The sequence below is a fragment of the Prochlorococcus sp. MIT 1300 genome (assembly GCF_034092375.1).
Classification (GTDB): Bacteria; Cyanobacteriota; Cyanobacteriia; order PCC-6307; family Cyanobiaceae; genus MIT-1300.
This window is the reverse complement of sequence record NZ_CP139302.1, coordinates 1,618,426-1,635,060: the sequence shown is the minus strand read 5'-3', so window position 1 is coordinate 1,635,060 and position 16,635 is coordinate 1,618,426. Positions and strand designations below refer to the sequence as shown.

Sequence of the window (16,635 nt, the reverse complement as noted above, 5' to 3'; positions counted from 1 at the left end):
ATAAAGCCTGGCTCACCTTACCAAAAGGAGGCTAAAATTGATCTGGAAGTTTAGAATCAATAGCACTTTCTAAAATACACCATACAATTAGCAGGATTTTAGTCACAAAACATGGGAATTTTTTCTTTATTATTTAGTATTTTGATAACAGTTACGCCTTCATCAACCTTTATTTGCGATGGCGAAGTGCTCGGCGCTACTATCAGAAATAATTTGAATGGTGACTTCATGATTGTAACTGATTTAGAGAAAGTTGATGAAGGGGCCTTTGTAGTTCTTGACTGGAAGAATATTAAGTTGATGCTGCCAATTTCATTCCAACGTGGAGAAATCAGCTTTACAGATAAAAAATGGCTGTGGAGCTATCAAGACAATGAACTAGGTTTACATGAACAAAATCCAAGGTTTGCTCAACGAATACCTAATGGAGAAATTATCGAACATAATTGTAAGTTACCCATTGATGAATTAAATGAAGGTGTATCCTAACAATCTACGTTATATAGATTAAATAATGCTTGTAGTATTTGCCGGTATAGGTGCAGCTTTTGCATGGACATTTGCCTGTTTCCTATGGCGGGAGCAGAGCAAGACCATTCCAGCGATACAACTTAATTTAATAAAAAATCTTATCGCCCTATTAATCTTCTCTCCTATCGTTTTTACATTTCACTGGCCCTCATATCCAAGAGAAATCATAATCCTTTTTGCGAGTGGCCTACTTGGCATTGCGATAGGTGATAGCCTTTATATCAACGCTCTTAAAAGATTAGGGACTAGAAGAACTTTATCGATTGAAGCATTGTCTCCAATCTTAGCTACTATTTTAGGAACTTTTCTAATCAATGAAACCCTTCCAACAAAAGCCTGGGTGGGTAGCACCATAGTAACAGTATCTTTAGTTGGAATTATAAGGCAAAAAACAAATACAATAAAAACAGAACCACATTCCTTTAATGCCACAAGTATTGGATTGATATTTGGCTTGTTGTCAGTCTTATTTGCTGTCATGGCTGGAATATTGTCAAGGGTAGTATTAACTACCTCTGATTTATCGCCGTTACAAACAACAGAAATAAGACTCTTAGGAGCAATAGTATTTTTACTGCCAATTGCAAGACATAACTTAAAGCGTATCTTCTTTAAAATCTCTACAGAAAATAAATTGAAGTTGGTATTTGCAACATTACTAGGAACCAATTTAGGTATTCTCTTGCAGCAAATAGTTTTTCAGGCACTCCCTATAGGGCTAGGCTGGACCATATTAAGTATTTCACCAATAGTCTCACTAATTTTCTCCAAAGCAGAAGAGGATAATATAAATTTTACTAGCATAATTCTTGCAATTACAACATTTTCAGGTGTGGCAATTGCACTATTTTAGCAAGCGTTCCTCATTAAAATGTATATGCAACCTTACGGGCTTAGGTGGATTAATGGTCAATCTGCTCATGTAACTTGCAAAGTTGGTCTATTGATGGTCTGCGGGTAAAAGAAAGACGTCGTCGAGACCAGAATCGATAGGCCGCATCCACAAAAGTTCCTATTAATGGCCAAGTAGTTGGCTCATAGACCCAACCTAGGCCAACCAATCTATATGCCTCTCGAAACACTCGAACATCCTTTAAGACCTCGCCAGAAGAGCTTATTGCATGAATTCTACCCATTGCTTCTCGATAACTAATTCCCTTAAATAGTTTCGGGTTGTAATCAGGGGAATCAATATCTACAAATGAAATGCATTTCAAACTATCTCTCGCGCGAAGGAAAGAAACCTCTCGTTGGCAAAGAGGACAACCTCCATCAAAAAGCAAAGTTAGCTTTATTGCTTGAGTCAAAATGATTCTTTTCAGCTAACTCTAACGTAATGAGTATATTCAAACTTTTTCAAAATCACTATCCATCCCAAAAGGCCACAATGGTCGTGAAATAAATAACTGCCAATAAATACCGACAAAGTATAAGAATATAATCTACTCTTTAATCTAAATAGAAAACTGCCGAATAGGAATTCCTACGAGGCAGTTTTCTATTTAGATTAAATTAGTTTTTAAGATGTTTAATTCTCAGAAAGTAAATGTTACTCCTGTTCCAACATGATGTTGCCAGCCCTCTCCCCAGTCAGAACCATCCTTATCACTACGGGTAGGTTGCCAATGAATAAATACGTATGAGTTTTCTCCTACAGGACGACCAATCTCTATTTCACCAGCGAAATCTGTACGTTCGCTTGTACTTGCCTCAGATGATGGGACAAAGAAACGAGGGCCACCTTCTATTTTGAGAGCAATTAAATCGTAATTAAATTCGACTCCTACTCTAGGGTCTGTGTAATTGCCTTGCCATTCCCCAACTGAATTCCAACCTTGACGGTGCTCCACACTTACATAAGCTCCATCAGTGAGATCTTTAAAGTTATCTCCGAGTGCAAAATTAACATCCCCTTCACCCAAAGCATATAGTACTTTTGCGCCAATTGAATTTTTGGTTCCTTTCTTTTCTTCTCCCTGATTTTTTGTAACTATGTAAGGCTTGGTATCTACTGCCACACTAAGTCGATCATTGGGAGCATATGTAGCTTTTAAGTAACCACGGAAATCTTCTCGTTTGTAATCAGTGTCGTGCTCAGCATGCTCTTCTTCATGATCGTCATGATCGTCATGATCGTCATGATCAGAATGTACGGCACCATAAAAATGTTCTGCTTCACCCCATACACCGACAGGTCCAAAAGCACCTTCAATAGAGAATTTCCCACCGTTCTTCAACCCCCATTCCATCAAACCTCCAAAGAGTCCATCAAGTCCATAATGTTCTGGTTTTCCTTCAATATTGTTTTCAAAACCACCATGAGCTTCGAAGGTTATTTGAGGCGTCAACCTAAATTCACCTGCTTCTAAAGGCTCAGTTCCTCCTCCCCCGTGGGCATGCCCCATACGAGGTAAGAATGAAGCATCAACGCTCGTCAATGCAACGCCTAAGAGCAATGAAGCTTTCAAAGGATTTAGTCTTTTAATGAAATTGGTAGACATCAAATTGATTAGGTAGTTGATTTAGAAAATGAAGTGATAGGGCAATTAACGAATGTCCGCCCATTTTTGAGCAATCTGATCTGCTGTTTTTTGATCACAAGTGCTTCCCTGACCTTTTGTAATTACACAAATATTCGAGGTTGCAGTCTCAATTGTTGAAAGGCCACCAGGTGCAAGTCCATCAGGATATAGAGGAGTATTCATTACCGGAATACCGGCAGCACGACTTATGCGCCTAAGTGTCTTGTTTACTGGAAGAGATTCGGTGAACAACACCCGGCTACCAGACTTTTGCACCTCAGACACAATCTTTCCAAGGCTGGAAGGACGGAGGCTTCCACCCGTAGCGAAGGAGTCAATAACAGGAAGTTCACGTAGTTTGAATCTTTTAGTCAAATGACTAAAAGCACGATGTTGAGTCACGAGTATTCGATTTTTAGTAGGTATCGATCCAACTTGAGCGGAAGTCCAGTTACTTAAGTCCTTTAAAACAGCCTTGGCGCTTTTAGTACGTGATTTTAGTGCCGAAACCTCAGATTGAGGCAACAACTTTTTGAGGCTTTGTTCAATAATCGTCGACATTGCAGAGATATTGTTTGGATCATGCCAAACATGTGGATCTTTGCCCTTATATCTAGGCATCGCTTTCTCTGCGACTGCTATTACAGAAGCTTTTGTAGATAGTTTTAGGGCAGAAGGGGTTAAATAAAAACCATTGTGAAAAACAATATCTGCCTTTGCTATAGCTTGTAAGTCTTTGGGCTTCAGACGATAAAAGTGTGGATCTCCAGTTGGTGGAATCACACAGTAAACATCAGCAGATTTGGCAGCAATAGTCCGCACAACATCACAAAGGACACCATCAAAAGCAACTACACCGGGTTTAACCTCAGAAGCTTTTGCAAGACTTGAGCCAAAGAAAAGACTACAAACGACCGAACAACCAGCGAGAACGGATCTAACTCTCACGCAATAATGAAAAGAAGGTCACCGGATCATAAGCATTTAGACCCAACTCGAGAGAAAACTGTCTTCAAATGAAAACGATTTTCATTTTAAGCATGAGCTAGCATGAGAAGGTGAGATTTTCACGCTATTCACGCTATTCACGCATTCTTGATTGACTAATCTCTTTGCAAAAGGCCTGTCATTTTCCTATGGCAAAGAATCTGTTCTAAAGGACATTTCTCTAGAGCTAAAAACAGGAACTCTTACAGCTCTTGTTGGTCCAAATGGAGCAGGAAAATCAACCTTGCTGCGCCTATTGCAAGGTCAAGTCATGCCGCATGAAGGGAAAATCTTTTTAGATGAGCATCCTTTAGGAGCAAACCGAAATCAAGTTGCATTAATGCCTCAAAGGAGCTCTATCAATTGGAATTTCCCTATCACTACTGAAGGATTGGTAGCACTGGGTCAAGTGAATACTGACAATCAATCATGTTGCAAGACAGAAGCATCACTTCAACGGGTTGGTCTTGCTGCTTTAGCCAAGAAACGACTTGATTCACTTTCTGGAGGGCAGCAACAAAGAGCCTTACTTGCAAAAACGCTGGCACAAAATGCATCTGTTTTTCTTTTGGATGAACCCTGTGCGGCACTTGACCCTCCATCCAGGGAGCAGTTTCTAAGCATTATTCGTCAGCTTGCCGAAGCGGGGTTAACGATATTTGTCAGTAGCCATGACTGGGGTCAAGCTTTAAATGCATACGACAAAGTAATCACACTTGATCGAACTGTTTTGGCCTTTGGAACTCCAGAAGAAGTGAGAAGCAAGCTTCAGTCAATTAGCAGTATGGGTAACCACTGTTATGGCTAATCAATACTCAGGTTTTAGCTACTTTCTGACGCTGGTGACAACTCTTACAAAGGCCAAAGAATTCAAGGGTGTGAAACAACAACTCAAAGTCTTTTGTTTGTGCCTTAGGCAATTCAATATTTTTAATTGGGCAGGACTTCAAAACAAGAGTTTGACCACAGTCAACACAAGTCAAATGATGATGATCCCTATTCACAGGGCTATAAAGTGCTTCACCTGTTGGAAGGTTTCGACATCGCACCAATCCTTTTTGCTGAAGAACTCGAAGATGTCGATAAACAGTAGTCAAACCAATATTGTAAGAAGCATCGATCAATTTGCGATGAATTTGTTGGCCGCTGATCTCATCGGAACAATTATTCAACTGCTCCAATATATTTTGTTGACGGGACGTCAAACCAGTGCTTTGTTCGACCATTCTCTGAGGTGTGACTCTCATACCTTTGCCAAGATTAATCTTTTAGTGCATTGTTAGAAGCATTTTTTACCAATTGGTGGGCTTTACCATTCCTGATGGCACTTTTAGTCGGAATGCTTTGTCCTGCAACTGGTGCTGTCTTGATCACGCATCATCGTCTTCTCCAAGCAAATTTAATTTCGCATGCAGTAGTTCCAGGGATAGTCTTAGCTCTGGCTATAGGAGTTGATCCTTCATTAGGCGGGGTGCTTAGTGGATTAGTCGGGGCTCTTGTTGCAGAAAGACTTACCTCAAAAAGTAAAGGAAACAATGAAGGGGTCATTAATACTGTTCTCGCAGGCACACTTGGCTTAGGAGTTTTATTGATTCCTCTTTTAGAGATAAGAGTTGATCTGGAATCTATTTTATTTGGCGACCTCCTTGCAGTGGGCACAGATGATCTAATTAGAACCTTAGTCGCTGCAATTGCATTACTCCTACTATTAAGAACTTCATATCAGAAATTGGTATATCTTGGCCTAGACGCTGAAGGTGCCGCTGCTAGTGGGTTAAATATTTCTACATTGCGTTTAGCGCTTGGCCTTGTAACTGCTCTCGTTGTGGTGAGTTCTATGGCAGCTGTAGGTGTCATTTTGGTTATAGGTTTGCTCTCAGCACCAGCTATTTTTGGATTAAATCATGCCACTAGTTTGCATTCTGCAATGGTGCGTTCTGCTCAGTATGGAACTCTATTGACATTTATAGGCTTTTTGCTTTCGATTGGTTTCAACCTTTCACCTGGCCCTCTAATAGGAGTTCTTTGCTTACTTTCATTAGCTTTTTTAAGAGAAAAATCAAAGTAAATATCATACTTTTTCTAAGAAAGTACGAGGCCATATTCCGCTATAGGCGGATTTCTTTAACCCCCATACCGGGATCCGAAACTCCTCATGCAGCTTCAGGACCCCATCCAACCTCCTTCTCTAATCGCCGTTGCCACAGTAGACATCTACTAGTGAGGTGTTCTCCGTGTGGAATTAATCGTTGTTGGACGTGACAAGCAAGGAGAGTTCTGCAGTTTTTGTCACAGCAATAGTTCAAGTGTTGGCAGGTTATGCAAGCGCAAGCTGAACGTGACTTCTTGAGGACTCCGTGTTCAAGGCAGTCCCATTCCTCTTCTTGATTGAACCGTTTGACTGGTAACGCTTTTTGGCCTGTCCCTTACGCATTGTCCTATTCCGATAGGAGCAGGTTGAACCATCCAGTCTTCAGCCTTGAAAACTGAATAAGGAGAAGCAAACGGGCTTAGGGGTGTCAACTTATGGGAGTCGCTACCTCAAGGGACAAAGACTTATCTGACTGAGGAGGTGGGCTTGAGCCACAAGCAAATAAAGCCAGTCATTGCAATGAGTCTTACTACTCCTGGTGATATTGCAGAGTTTTGTAGAAATTTCAAACCCTTCTTTTTGAGGGTGGCAGCCTTTTTAAATATTTGCCCAAAAGCTCCTCACTGCGTCCATTTAGCTGCCCAGTTCCATACGAATCTGCTGTATCAATAAAGGTCAGTCCCTCATCAACTGCATCATTGAATGTTTGCTCTAAGAGATCATCGTCTTTTTCAGACTGGTATCCCCAAAGAGCTTTGTTCCCCTAAGACCAAGTTCCAAAGCCAATTTCTGCTAATTCAAGCGATAGGTCAATGCTGACATAACCCTGAATAAATCGAAAGCAGATAGCAAAAGGTCATTTGCTTTTTGCTATCTGAAATCGCAGCATTGCTTCTAAATACTGAAGTCTCATCTCAATCCCCTCAAATTCCCTGCTCAGTTCTTCCGTTTCGTATCAAAACAGCTAAGCAACTTTTCGCAAAAAAGGTGCCAAAAACAGTTATGAAGGGGAAAGTCTTCTGGAGCTTATAAAATGGGATTAGCACACTGCCCTTTATGTGTTGCACTCGCTTTTTTATCGATGCTGTTAGTTCTTACACGAGGTTTTTTGAGCTGGTTCCTGGTCAAAAACACTTTCAAACTAAACGCTGTCTAGGAAATTAATAACAATACTGAAATCAAACATCAAAAAACCTGAGGTTTAATGAAAGGTCTCCTTAACCAGAACAACAGATTTCCAGATAAATAAAAGTTTTTCAAAGTGCTTCAATGAACTTTCTTAAAAAATTAAATCTAATGCAAAGTGAATTACTAAAGGATAAAAAACCAAATTGGAACTGTAAATAAAGCAATCAAAGTACTAAAAGCCACTAAAGAAGCCGCAATTTCTTGTTCTTGTCCACTTGCTTCAGCCAATAAAAAAACTGAAATAGCAGTAGGTGTAGCAGCCTGCAATACAAGTGCCTTACACATCAACGTAGGCAAGCTAAAGACCATGGAAAGAGCTAACATTAAGGCAGGAAAAATTACTAGCTTTAGCAGTAAACTAGGTTTAACTAATGTACGAAAATTTATACAAGATAGATTCCCTATAAAGTCCAGTTGGCCCAAACGCATACCAACAATCATCAAAGCTAAAGTAATCACAACTTGCGATGGAAAACTAAGGGCTGCAGTAATCTGATGGCTCCAAGGAGTTAACTGAATCAACACTGCACCAATTAATCCCTTACTAGCGGGGCTACTAGTCAAAAGAGCTAAAAGATATTTCCAAGCAGAAATTCCTTTCAATTCGGATGAGGATTTTGTGAAGAGTATTGGGCCTAAGCTCCATACAATTAACGTTGCGCCAAGGTCATAACCAATACTGAAATTTAATGCTTCACTTGGCAAAAGAGCCACTGAAACAGGTATGCCGAAATAACCCGTATTTCCAAAAGCACTTCCTAACAATAAGCTTCTAGTACCAATATGGCTTCTAAGATTGGGGGAAATTCTAATTACTGCTATAAGCGATCCAATCGCAAGACAAGCCATCGCCAAAGCCTGAAAAAGCATCCAATCAAATCCACTCTTCAGGAGAAGCCCCATCAAGCTAATAGGTATTCCAAAATTAATAAGTAATGGTGCTATGTGAGATGAAAGGCCTGGCTTAAAGCGCGCGGTCAAATAGCCAGCTGCAAGTAATGGCAACAATTGACTAAATAGTTGAAGTATCAGCATTTAACAAGTTCAGCTAAAGCTGATCGTTTTTGTCAAACAACCACCATGTCATCGAATTCTTCAAGAGGCTGCTAAACGAGAAAGATAAGCATCTCTACTACCTGCATTAATCCAACCTGTGGCTATCGTTTTAGTCCCTTGATCATTTACTCGCCCACGATGAATATGAGATGGACCAGCAGGAAAAATAACTAATTTACCTCTTTCTGCAGATTCATGATGTTCCTGCCAATAAAACTCTGTCCCAGCTGAATCAATATCATTGCAATAAAGAATCCAGGCAAGCACTCTATTTACAGGTTCTGTTGCCTCATCACTTATAGTCCAATCACAATGCCACCGTTTGAAACCTTCTCCATGTCCATAATGCTGAATATTAAAAATCGGCATTACAAACATAGACTGCTCTGGAGAACACTCTCTAAATAAAGGACGGTCTTTGAGATATTTGTTGAGTGCACTGGTAACACCTCGAACAATTACATCTGCAAGAGCAAATGCCTCAGGGTCTGAGCGATCAATAGCAACCAAACTGATGTCAGTAGAAACCTTCGCCGGTTTCGCCTCTACCAAAGATGAATCATTACCGAATACGACTCCACTACGATGAAGATCAGGACGCCTATCGAAAAATGAAATAACCCCATCCGCAACAGAATCAAGTCCAGGGTTGCGATAACAAGCAATCAAGTTCAAAGGTACACCTTTCAATAATGGGAAAAGAAATAAACCCTTTCTAACACTGTTAGTCCTTAACTCATTAAATAGTGAGCCAAGCCAAGAGAAATATATAGGTCAATACCTATTCCCCAGGGGAAGCTTGTATCAATTAGCCAAAGAAGAATTCAATCTCACGCGGATTTAAACCTTCCCAACCAGCATCTATAAGACGCTTATTTAATATTTCTCGATCGAAATGCTTGGCTCCAGAACGAACAATTCGATTCCGCATGGATTTTTTGACCCCACTTCTTTTTCTTGCCCCTTCTTTAGCCATCACTTCTCTATAAAGCTTGAGCATCTCTAAAGGTATTGGGCTGCCGTCAAGATCTAATCCTGCCTCAATAGCTTTATCAATTGCATCAGGTCCAGAAAGATCCATTTTCCAAAAAGCTTGGATAGTAATCATATGGCTATCAACTGCTAAAAAGAGATTGAACTGTAGAAATCATTTGACAATCTCAATCACCTCCCCATGTCCTGCAAGCACAATCAATGAGCTAGGGATAAAGCATTGGCCAACCTGGACATGTGAACCAAGTAAATTTCTCTGGACTTATAGCGAAAAAGAAACATGTTTAATTTTGGAAGGGAATGTCACCGTTACTCCCCATGGGGGAAAGCCTGTAAATTTTGGTGCCGGAGATCTAGTTGTTTTTCCGCAAGGCATGTCTTGCAGCTGGGAGGTACATGAAGCAGTTCGCAAGCACTATCAATTTGGCAACTAGAAAATTACTGGCATCCCATCAAGGACACTCACAAGTTTTATAGGACTGGCCCTTCACTAACTATGGTTTTCCCTATCTAGAAAAACCAATTCCCTACAAATCTCTATAAGGCAAACAACTCTGAGCTACCAATAGGAGCCATCAAACTAGAGAAGTTAATCCTTGATCACTTCAATTATCAAAAACCCTGCAATGTGAATTAGTTGGATGCTTCTGACATTCCTCATCCCAAAAAACCAACCTTGAGTCTTCCGCTTTTTCTTCTGTAGAGACACCACACTCTTTTAGTGCCACTTCAGTTTCGTCAATAAAACACGTTGGGCTATATTCAATTGTTTTGCTTAGTGCACCCCTCAGGGCACTAAATGGTGAAGTGAGTTTCATTCGAAACCTCCTTTGAATGCAACTGAGAATTCATGCAATAACTCCTGCATGCCTATAAGCGCAAAGCTGCCAAGAGCTAGACCTACGCAGATTGGGAGAATCAACTCAAACAGAGTCAATCCTTCTTGATGGTTCATCGTTGGCCTCTTCAAAAAGGTTTGATTAGGGCTTCCGACCAAAAGCCCTAGAGCCAATCAGAGCATTTACCTTGTATAGCGGCCCATCGAGGCTCTAATTACGTTTTAACTGGTAATGGTAAAAATGTCTATGGTGTAATTACTAAAGTATTTACGCTTAGAGTCTTTATTAAAAGCTCATATTTGTTCATTTATAGATTTCGAGTGTATTAGTTGCCAAGAAAGCTTGAAAAAATTATGCAATATGACCTCCCTTGATTATCAGAAGACTAATCCTTTAAACCACAGGCCAGGTCACATGAAGTCAGCTGTGGATTAGCAAGACGGTCAAGAATCCTTGCCATGTCAATTTGAGAGAGCTCTCCATCAGCATTCCACTTCAATGTGGTTTTCCGTTGAGCCGTAAACTTGTTCTTTTCTCCAAGAAGTAAATTTTTCTTGCCCTCTAAAATATCTAAATATGCTTTAGCAGCATGTAAATCACTTGAGTAAACACAAGAGGTTCGTGAGCACGAACGAAAAACACGTCCAGTATCACCTCTAAAGCAAGTAATTGATCCGCCTTTAGAACTTATAAAAAAAGGGGTTTGCCCATTCATTGTGATTCCTCTTTAAGGTGAACCTCAATGCATTGGGTTATACATTGCATACCTTCATCCCCTATAGAGCATGCAGTAATACATTCAAAGTACTCATCAATTGCATCATGGTTAACATCAATTTCTTGAATAGAGATGGAGTTCCTTTCGGGCATAATTTGCACCTCTCTTAGAATCGAAAATAAATTAACATGAAATATCATATTCTTTCAGTTAAATCACAAAATATAAACTACCTAAGTGATTACTACTAGAAAAATTGGATCGTAATGTTCTCTACAAAAAAAACTTATAACCAGCAAAATTATTAGCTAATGTGCTTAATGCCCAACGAAATAAGCCTTACTAATCTCCCAAAAAAGTCCAGTTATTCTAAATCTCCGAAAAAGCTTCTAGCTTTTTCACAAAAAAGAACAGCTCAAGCAACAACTAATCACGCACTTAGAGAAGGGAAGCAAGAAGTTGCGGACGAGCGCCTCAAGAATACGGCACATATTCTTCTCTATTAAACCTTTGCCAAAACCAGCAGAAACTAGGCCACTATTGGAATCAATCCTGCTCAGTAGGGCTGTCTTTCGAGAGAATCGGGAGGGGGAGACGGGTTCCAATTATGTAGCAACCGCTACATAATTGGAACCCGTCTTAATGCCTATCCTTTTGGAGAACTTGCCTCCTCTTCCACTTCTTGCCAGACCATTAAAGAGATCTCATTAATTTAAAGTTGCGAATATTGCCAGTCACAATTTGATCGCCTTGGAGTTAAAAGTGTTGTTCCTGGTCACTCTCAACTCAATCAACAACTAAACTAAATACATGAGGTTCCAATGGAGATCAGCCATTGGAGGTAACGGGGAAAAGTGGTGAGAATCCACTACTGTCCCGCAGCTGTGAAGTATCGACATTCTCGATACAAGTCAGAATGCCCGCCTTTTATCAATTACTCGACGAGGATCGATCTATGAAGTTTCCGTTCACCATGCCCAGGCAATTTCTTGGGAGTTTGGCACCATTGTTCCTCTTATTCTCTCTTTTTTCAAATCCAGTTTTAGCTCATCATCCTTTTGGTATGGGTGAGAGTGCTGAGCTCTCAACTTGGCAAGCTTTGCTTAGCGGTCTTGGGCATCCATTACTTGGGCCAGATCATCTACTTTTCATGCTAGGGATCGCTCTCGTAGGTATAAAAAAAACCAAGAAATGGGTTATCCCTCTTTTGATAACTGGTTTAGCAGGCAGTACATTCGTACAAATTCAACCCTTGCCGGAACTTTTAGCCCCTTGGGCAGAAGCACTTGTCTCTTTATCTTTAGGAATAGAAGGCTTAATTATTCTGAATTTCCTTAATCCAAAATGGCTCTTACCATTATTTGCTTTCCACGGCTACCTGCTAGGGAACACTATTGTTGGCGCTGAGCCTTCACCTCTAATAGGTTATTTTGTGGGTCTTCTTCTTGCACAAGGCTCACTACTGCTGCTAGTTACAACAACATCTCTAAGCCTAATCAAGAGGGTTAATGTAAACACAAGGAATATATTTGCTGGTATTTGGATAGGGATAGGTCTTGCATTCTCGTGGGTTGCTCTCATCCCATAAAATTGACGAGCAAAAAGATCAAAAAAGGAATTTACGATATACATGTTTTTCAATAAGGTTGCGGAGTAAATTCAGCACTTAAGTTCCAACAAGCGATTCATCGAAAAGAAAAAGTAAAGCCAGCCGAAAAAGAATCCTAAAACCTCTTTATTAATAGAACGCTTTATATAGCAGATTTACCAATAGCTTTCAATAAAAAACAAAGTTTTCTTGTCCTGCCTTTTAATCAATAGTTCAAGCAATATATAGAAGTTTCTTGAATGGGAAAATGCTAGTTTTTTGTTGATGGAAAAAATTGCGCAAAGCTTGATCTAAATTAAAGTAGCTCTACTGAAAGCTAATAAGATATAAAAAATCAAGTCTTCAAGTTCTACTTATATGCTTAATCTATATAAAGACCCAGAGTAATAAGGGGCCTACTGCGAAGAATCTTTTAATAATTCTTTCCAACAGTAGATTGTTGTCTTACTAACTCAAAAAATTCCTGTTTAAGATTGGGGTCATGGCGGAAATCCCCTCTCACCACTGAATTAATCATGCTGGTATCTGGCTCTTTAACTCCACGCCATTTCATACAATAATGTTGTGCCTTGATGATTATCCCCAAGCCCTTAGGGTTGCATAGACTCTCAATCTCATCAGCAAGTATCATTACTGCTTCTTCCTGAATATGAGGCCTAGAGAAAACCCAGTCTGCCACTCTTGCAAACTTAGACAAGCCTATTACTTTGTCTCCAGGCTTAATGCCTATCCAACAATCACCAAGGATGGGAACTAAATGGTGCGAGCAAGCAGAGCGAACAGTTATTGGTCCAACAGTGTAAATCTCGTCTAGGTTTTTATCATTTGGGAAACTAGTAACTTTTGGCTGTTTATGATATCTACCCTTAAAGACCTCATTGATATACATCCTAGAAACTCTTTCTGCCGTTTCTTGGGTATTATGATCATTGTCAATATCAATTAAAAGCGTTTTTAACAAGTCCCTAACCCGTGTAGCAACCTCCTTTTCAAGAGTTTCTAATTCACCTGGGAAGATGAAGTCAGAAATATTGTCATTAGCATGAAATCTTGCATTTTCGGCTTGAATTCTTGAGCGAATTATTTCAGAAACTAACTTGCATGAAATCTTATCTTCGCCGCCTTCGTTAATACTTTTAGTTGGGTTTGTGCTAGTCATAATAAACTTTAGATCAGTCAGAAAGAAATAGCTATTAAGTAATCAGATGATAAAAGCCTTGCCACAATAGCACATTGAGTGCCGGGTCTTCTACATAAAACCAGTCAGAGACAAGGGTGTCATATTTATCACATTCCAATAAAGCTTGGGAAACCAAAGCAGGAGTAAAAGTCATTTGATTGGCGAAGGAGAGGAATATAAGAATTTTTTAGCTGTTCGAGAGCAAGATCAAAGACGACGCCACCAAGGCAATCCGGCCTCCTACCCATCCCTCTCCTACGAAAAGCTTAGCAAAATGCTCCAAAGCAGTGCACTAATCACCCATGAATAACAACAGACACAAAATAATTATATTCCTAAGAGCCAATTAACTGGTCTAGGAGTAAAGTATTTTCGATGATTTATATTGCTATTAAAGGCAAAACTGCACATAGGAGAATTAGGTACAGGCCCAAAACTTGTTCTTGTGCCCATAGCCGAAAGACCAATCAAAACTTTAATCTACATTCATTGATCTTTTTACACTATTTCTCCATCATCTAACCATTAAAGTAATTCTAACAACCTTATCAGTACAGGGCAAATAGGTGATACTGGTCATATTGAAAAGGCTGGTGTTGTCGAAAAAAGCAAATGCAATGTGCTATTGCCCCCTACATTCTGTTAATAAACAAAGCCACAGCAGCCATATCTCTGCTAACTGATGCATTGTTTTGAATTCAGACTTTCAAGGTTTATTCGGAGCTTTTCTCTCTAACTAAATGATGAATACCTTCTTAAGACCATGGCACCTTAGATTGAACACACTTCTATGCATGACTGTCCTTAACCTATGCGATATAAACAAATAAGAGGAACGGATAAAAAACTGATCAAATTAAATCCCACCTTTTCCCATAAGGTGCAACTTGGCTCTTCATATCAATGACTCGTGTGATTCGTGAGTGGTTTCAGGCTTTAGGGCTGCCCCGACTCGCCTTCTCGACAGTTCTATTTCTACTGTCGATTTTGGCTGGTCCAAGCTTTTTCAAAAACCCTGCCAATGTCGATTCATTCGAAAGTCATCTGCTAGACAGCTTGCAGCAGCACATTCCGGACGGGTTGGGATCTCTGCTACTTAGCGTTTACCAATTAAGTGGTATGCACGTAACTGCAGTGTTAGTGCTGGCAGTGTTATGTTTTTTAGCCTTGAAACGGTTCTGGCGAGATCTAATTTGCCTGATGTTGGGAACAGCTGGCATTTTGGTAATTATCGATGGAATTTTGAAGCCCTGGTTTGATCGCGATCGTCCTGACGAGAAACTTCTAGCCCTAGGTGGCCCCAGCTTCCCCAGTGGGCATGCAGCAGGCTCGGTAGTCTTTTATTTCATGAGTTGCACCCTTCTGGCCGGCCACTACCCGCAACTACGCCGACCGTTATTTATGATCTCGAGCCTCTGGGTTGCTTTAGTCTGGTTGAGCACAATCTATGTAAGAGCCCATTGGCCAAGCGACATTTTGGCGGGTGCGGTGGTCGGTTATTTATGGCTCAGTTTCTGCCTAGCAGGTTTCTACGTATGGGAACGTTATCCCCCCAAAAAATGAAAATGTAGGCCTAATGCGATGAAGAATTATTCGTGGCATCTAGGCAATTTTTCTTTTTTAATCAATTCCACTTAACTTTGATTTTTATTGAGTCATTTAAATTCCTCAAAACAGGGCAATCATTGGTGGCCTTTTTAAGTACCTTTAATTGATAAGCCTTCAAATTAAAAGGCATTTGAATTTGAAGAGACAAAAATTCAATTTTTCGAGGGCCCTTAAGTGTTATCTTCTTATCAATTGCAACTGTTATCTCCTCTAATCTCCACCCTTTTTCTTTAACAGTAATTCCCATCATTGTCAGGGAACAAGTCCCTACAGCGGCAGCCAATAAATCAGTAGGAGCAAAATCCTCTCCTTTACCTGCATGATCAACAGGTGCATCGGTTCTAATCTTTTTACCAGAAAGCTCGTGTTGAGCCTCTACATGCAGGTTTCACAAATAGCGACACAGGATCATCTTGTCTACACTTCGTAGATCTTGCAGGGAGATTTCGTGGGATTAAGCTTACATTCCTCTTCCCAAGAGTCATCTTGCCTTTTATTCGGTAACTTGTAAGAGACGTGATGCATACAATTAATATCTCTAAGTGAATTGGGAATAGTCCTGACAGGTGGTCTTAACTTCATGCTCCTCCTCCGCAACTAATTCAATTTGAACTTATTTCCGTGGATTTTATATAGGGTTATTACGCAAGCATTTTGCCTTATTCGGTTATTACTAACTAAAGTGATACTAACCGAATAAGGTGATATTTACCGTATACATTACTTCGGTTTACTGCATTACTGCTTCTAAAGGCTTAGAGCAAAATAAGAATGTTCCCGCACAGAACATCATGTACACATCATTATTCAGCACTGTCCTTGCTGACTCATTATTTCCGCCGATGAGGACTGTTTATGTTGTCTCTGAAAGTCAACTAGAGCAGATCAAGCGTAAGCAGCGACAAGAGGAGCTCGAGAATCTTGAAGCTTCGCGCAAGAGGTTGGAAGAGACCTATCAATCACGTATCAAAATCATTGATGAACGTGAGCATGAGCTTCAAGAAGAGCTTAAAGGGCTAGCACAAGCAGAAAAAAAAACTGAACTCTCTGCTGAAAAAGCTCAAACGTCTACTGATAAAGCCTAAGGCTTTCACTGGCTGAGTGATGCAGAGTCTCCCAAGCAATCTTTAGGGGCCAGAAAAGGCCCCTTTTTTTATGTGTTAACAAAGTAGCATCATGTTAGAAGGCAAGATAAATCCAATGAACAAGAATCAAATGGTTAAAATATTAAACAAAACACCTTGCAAGCCCCATTAATCAATGGGGCTTGCAAGGAACTAATTGATTTATTCAACAAAAAGTAGTCAGTTAT

22 protein-coding genes, 1 pseudogene and 1 riboswitch are annotated in these 16,635 nt (G+C 40.0%); of the genes and pseudogenes, 8 read left to right on the top strand and 15 right to left on the bottom strand.

Going from position 1 to position 16,635, the window contains the following annotated elements:
- The first annotated feature begins 111 nt into the window (after window positions 1-111).
- Together SOI83_RS08470 and SOI83_RS08465 are read left to right on the top strand one after the other, a co-directional pair.
- Window positions 112-489 (top strand): hypothetical protein, encoded by a 378-nt coding sequence (locus SOI83_RS08470; RefSeq protein ID WP_320676235.1) that lies wholly within the window; start codon window positions 112-114, stop codon window positions 487-489.
- A gap of 25 nt (window positions 490-514) precedes the next feature.
- Entirely contained in the window at window positions 515-1,384 is an 870-nt protein-coding gene (locus SOI83_RS08465) for a DMT family transporter (protein WP_320676234.1), read from the top strand.
- Window positions 1,385-1,433: 49 nt separating this feature from the next.
- On the opposite strand, the gene SOI83_RS08460 is transcribed toward SOI83_RS08465, so the two are convergent.
- The 3 genes from SOI83_RS08460 to SOI83_RS08450 all read right to left on the bottom strand — a co-directional run bounded on the left by SOI83_RS08460 (window position 1,434) and on the right by SOI83_RS08450 (window position 4,001).
- The gene (locus SOI83_RS08460; protein ID WP_320676233.1) at window positions 1,434-1,838 is read right to left on the bottom strand and encodes a DUF393 domain-containing protein; all 405 of its coding nucleotides are present in this window, start codon (window positions 1,836-1,838) and stop codon (window positions 1,434-1,436) included.
- 228 nt (window positions 1,839-2,066) lie between these two features.
- Window positions 2,067-3,032, bottom strand: a complete 966-nt coding sequence (locus SOI83_RS08455) for a hypothetical protein (RefSeq protein ID WP_320676232.1) — start codon at window positions 3,030-3,032, stop codon at window positions 2,067-2,069.
- Window positions 3,033-3,077: 45 nt separating this feature from the next.
- Window positions 3,078-4,001, bottom strand: a complete 924-nt coding sequence (locus tag SOI83_RS08450) for a metal ABC transporter substrate-binding protein (protein WP_320676231.1) — start codon at window positions 3,999-4,001, stop codon at window positions 3,078-3,080.
- A 151-nt stretch (window positions 4,002-4,152) separates the two neighbouring features.
- Between SOI83_RS08450 and SOI83_RS08445 the strand changes: the two genes are divergently transcribed.
- Window positions 4,153-4,848, top strand: coding sequence for an ABC transporter ATP-binding protein (locus SOI83_RS08445; protein WP_320676230.1), 696 nt, complete (start codon window positions 4,153-4,155; stop codon window positions 4,846-4,848).
- A 7-nt stretch (window positions 4,849-4,855) separates the two neighbouring features.
- Here SOI83_RS08445 and SOI83_RS08440 read toward each other — a convergent pair whose 3' ends face one another.
- Window positions 4,856-5,287, bottom strand: a complete 432-nt coding sequence (locus SOI83_RS08440; protein ID WP_320676229.1) for a transcriptional repressor — start codon at window positions 5,285-5,287, stop codon at window positions 4,856-4,858.
- A gap of 74 nt (window positions 5,288-5,361) precedes the next feature.
- Between SOI83_RS08440 and SOI83_RS08435 the strand changes: the two genes are divergently transcribed.
- Entirely contained in the window at window positions 5,362-6,108 is a 747-nt protein-coding gene (locus SOI83_RS08435) for a metal ABC transporter permease (RefSeq protein WP_320676228.1), read from the top strand.
- A gap of 589 nt (window positions 6,109-6,697) precedes the next feature.
- Here the strand turns inward: SOI83_RS08435 and SOI83_RS08430 are convergent.
- The 4 genes and pseudogenes from SOI83_RS08430 to SOI83_RS08415 form a co-directional block, all read right to left on the bottom strand.
- Window positions 6,698-6,856 (bottom strand): annotated as a pseudogene (locus SOI83_RS08430) (aldo/keto reductase); the annotation flags it as partial.
- Window positions 6,857-7,443: 587 nt separating this feature from the next.
- A complete protein-coding gene (locus tag SOI83_RS08425; RefSeq protein WP_320676227.1) occupies window positions 7,444-8,355 on the bottom strand; it encodes an AEC family transporter in 912 nt (303 codons plus the stop codon).
- 60 nt (window positions 8,356-8,415) lie between these two features.
- Window positions 8,416-9,051 carry a 2OG-Fe(II) oxygenase gene (locus tag SOI83_RS08420; RefSeq protein ID WP_320676226.1) on the bottom strand — a complete coding sequence of 212 codons (636 nt, stop codon included), beginning with the start codon at window positions 9,049-9,051 and terminating at the stop codon, window positions 8,416-8,418.
- A gap of 133 nt (window positions 9,052-9,184) precedes the next feature.
- Window positions 9,185-9,457 (bottom strand): DUF4090 family protein, encoded by a 273-nt coding sequence (locus SOI83_RS08415; RefSeq protein WP_320676225.1) that lies wholly within the window; start codon window positions 9,455-9,457, stop codon window positions 9,185-9,187.
- 70 nt (window positions 9,458-9,527) lie between these two features.
- Between SOI83_RS08415 and SOI83_RS08410 the strand changes: the two genes are divergently transcribed.
- Window positions 9,528-9,803 carry a cupin domain-containing protein gene (locus SOI83_RS08410; protein ID WP_320676224.1) on the top strand — a complete coding sequence of 92 codons (276 nt, stop codon included), beginning with the start codon at window positions 9,528-9,530 and terminating at the stop codon, window positions 9,801-9,803.
- Window positions 9,804-9,974: 171 nt separating this feature from the next.
- Here SOI83_RS08410 and SOI83_RS08405 read toward each other — a convergent pair whose 3' ends face one another.
- The 4 genes from SOI83_RS08405 to SOI83_RS08390 form a co-directional block, all read right to left on the bottom strand.
- On the bottom strand, window positions 9,975-10,187 hold the full coding sequence (locus SOI83_RS08405) for a hypothetical protein (protein WP_320676223.1): 213 nt from the start codon (window positions 10,185-10,187) through the stop codon (window positions 9,975-9,977).
- A complete protein-coding gene (locus SOI83_RS08400) occupies window positions 10,184-10,324 on the bottom strand; it encodes a hypothetical protein (RefSeq protein ID WP_320676222.1) in 141 nt (46 codons plus the stop codon). The genes SOI83_RS08405 and SOI83_RS08400 overlap by 4 nt, the downstream gene beginning before the upstream one ends.
- A 269-nt stretch (window positions 10,325-10,593) precedes the next feature.
- Window positions 10,594-10,923: a hypothetical protein gene (locus tag SOI83_RS08395; protein WP_320676221.1), complete on the bottom strand. Its 330-nt coding sequence runs from the start codon at window positions 10,921-10,923 to the stop codon at window positions 10,594-10,596.
- The gene (locus SOI83_RS08390) at window positions 10,920-11,078 is read right to left on the bottom strand and encodes a hypothetical protein (protein ID WP_320676220.1); all 159 of its coding nucleotides are present in this window, start codon (window positions 11,076-11,078) and stop codon (window positions 10,920-10,922) included. The genes SOI83_RS08395 and SOI83_RS08390 overlap by 4 nt, the downstream gene beginning before the upstream one ends.
- Window positions 11,079-11,722: 644 nt before the next feature.
- Window positions 11,723-11,869: riboswitch (cobalamin riboswitch) on the top strand.
- On the opposite strand from SOI83_RS08390, the gene SOI83_RS08385 reads away from it, so the two are divergent.
- Window positions 11,843-12,514 (top strand): HupE/UreJ family protein, encoded by a 672-nt coding sequence (locus SOI83_RS08385; protein ID WP_320676219.1) that lies wholly within the window; start codon window positions 11,843-11,845, stop codon window positions 12,512-12,514. It overlaps the preceding riboswitch by 27 nt.
- 433 nt (window positions 12,515-12,947) lie before the next feature.
- On the opposite strand, the gene folE is transcribed toward SOI83_RS08385, so the two are convergent.
- Together folE and SOI83_RS08375 are read right to left on the bottom strand one after the other, a co-directional pair.
- Entirely contained in the window at window positions 12,948-13,694 is a 747-nt protein-coding gene (gene folE / locus SOI83_RS08380) for a GTP cyclohydrolase I (protein ID WP_320676218.1), read from the bottom strand.
- Between the two features lie 34 nt (window positions 13,695-13,728).
- Window positions 13,729-13,869 carry a hypothetical protein gene (locus SOI83_RS08375; protein ID WP_320676217.1) on the bottom strand — a complete coding sequence of 47 codons (141 nt, stop codon included), beginning with the start codon at window positions 13,867-13,869 and terminating at the stop codon, window positions 13,729-13,731.
- A 1,013-nt stretch (window positions 13,870-14,882) separates the two neighbouring features.
- Here SOI83_RS08375 and SOI83_RS08370 point away from each other — a divergent pair.
- A complete protein-coding gene (locus tag SOI83_RS08370) occupies window positions 14,883-15,278 on the top strand; it encodes a phosphatase PAP2 family protein (RefSeq protein WP_320676216.1) in 396 nt (131 codons plus the stop codon).
- A 61-nt stretch (window positions 15,279-15,339) separates the two neighbouring features.
- Here the strand turns inward: SOI83_RS08370 and SOI83_RS08365 are convergent, their stop codons facing one another.
- Window positions 15,340-15,669: an OsmC family protein gene (locus SOI83_RS08365; protein WP_320677729.1), complete on the bottom strand. Its 330-nt coding sequence runs from the start codon at window positions 15,667-15,669 to the stop codon at window positions 15,340-15,342.
- Window positions 15,670-16,024: 355 nt separating this feature from the next.
- Here SOI83_RS08365 and SOI83_RS08360 point away from each other — a divergent pair, with 355 nt between their 5' ends.
- Window positions 16,025-16,408 carry a hypothetical protein gene (locus tag SOI83_RS08360; protein ID WP_320676215.1) on the top strand — a complete coding sequence of 128 codons (384 nt, stop codon included), beginning with the start codon at window positions 16,025-16,027 and terminating at the stop codon, window positions 16,406-16,408.
- Window positions 16,409-16,635: the final 227 nt, after the last annotated feature.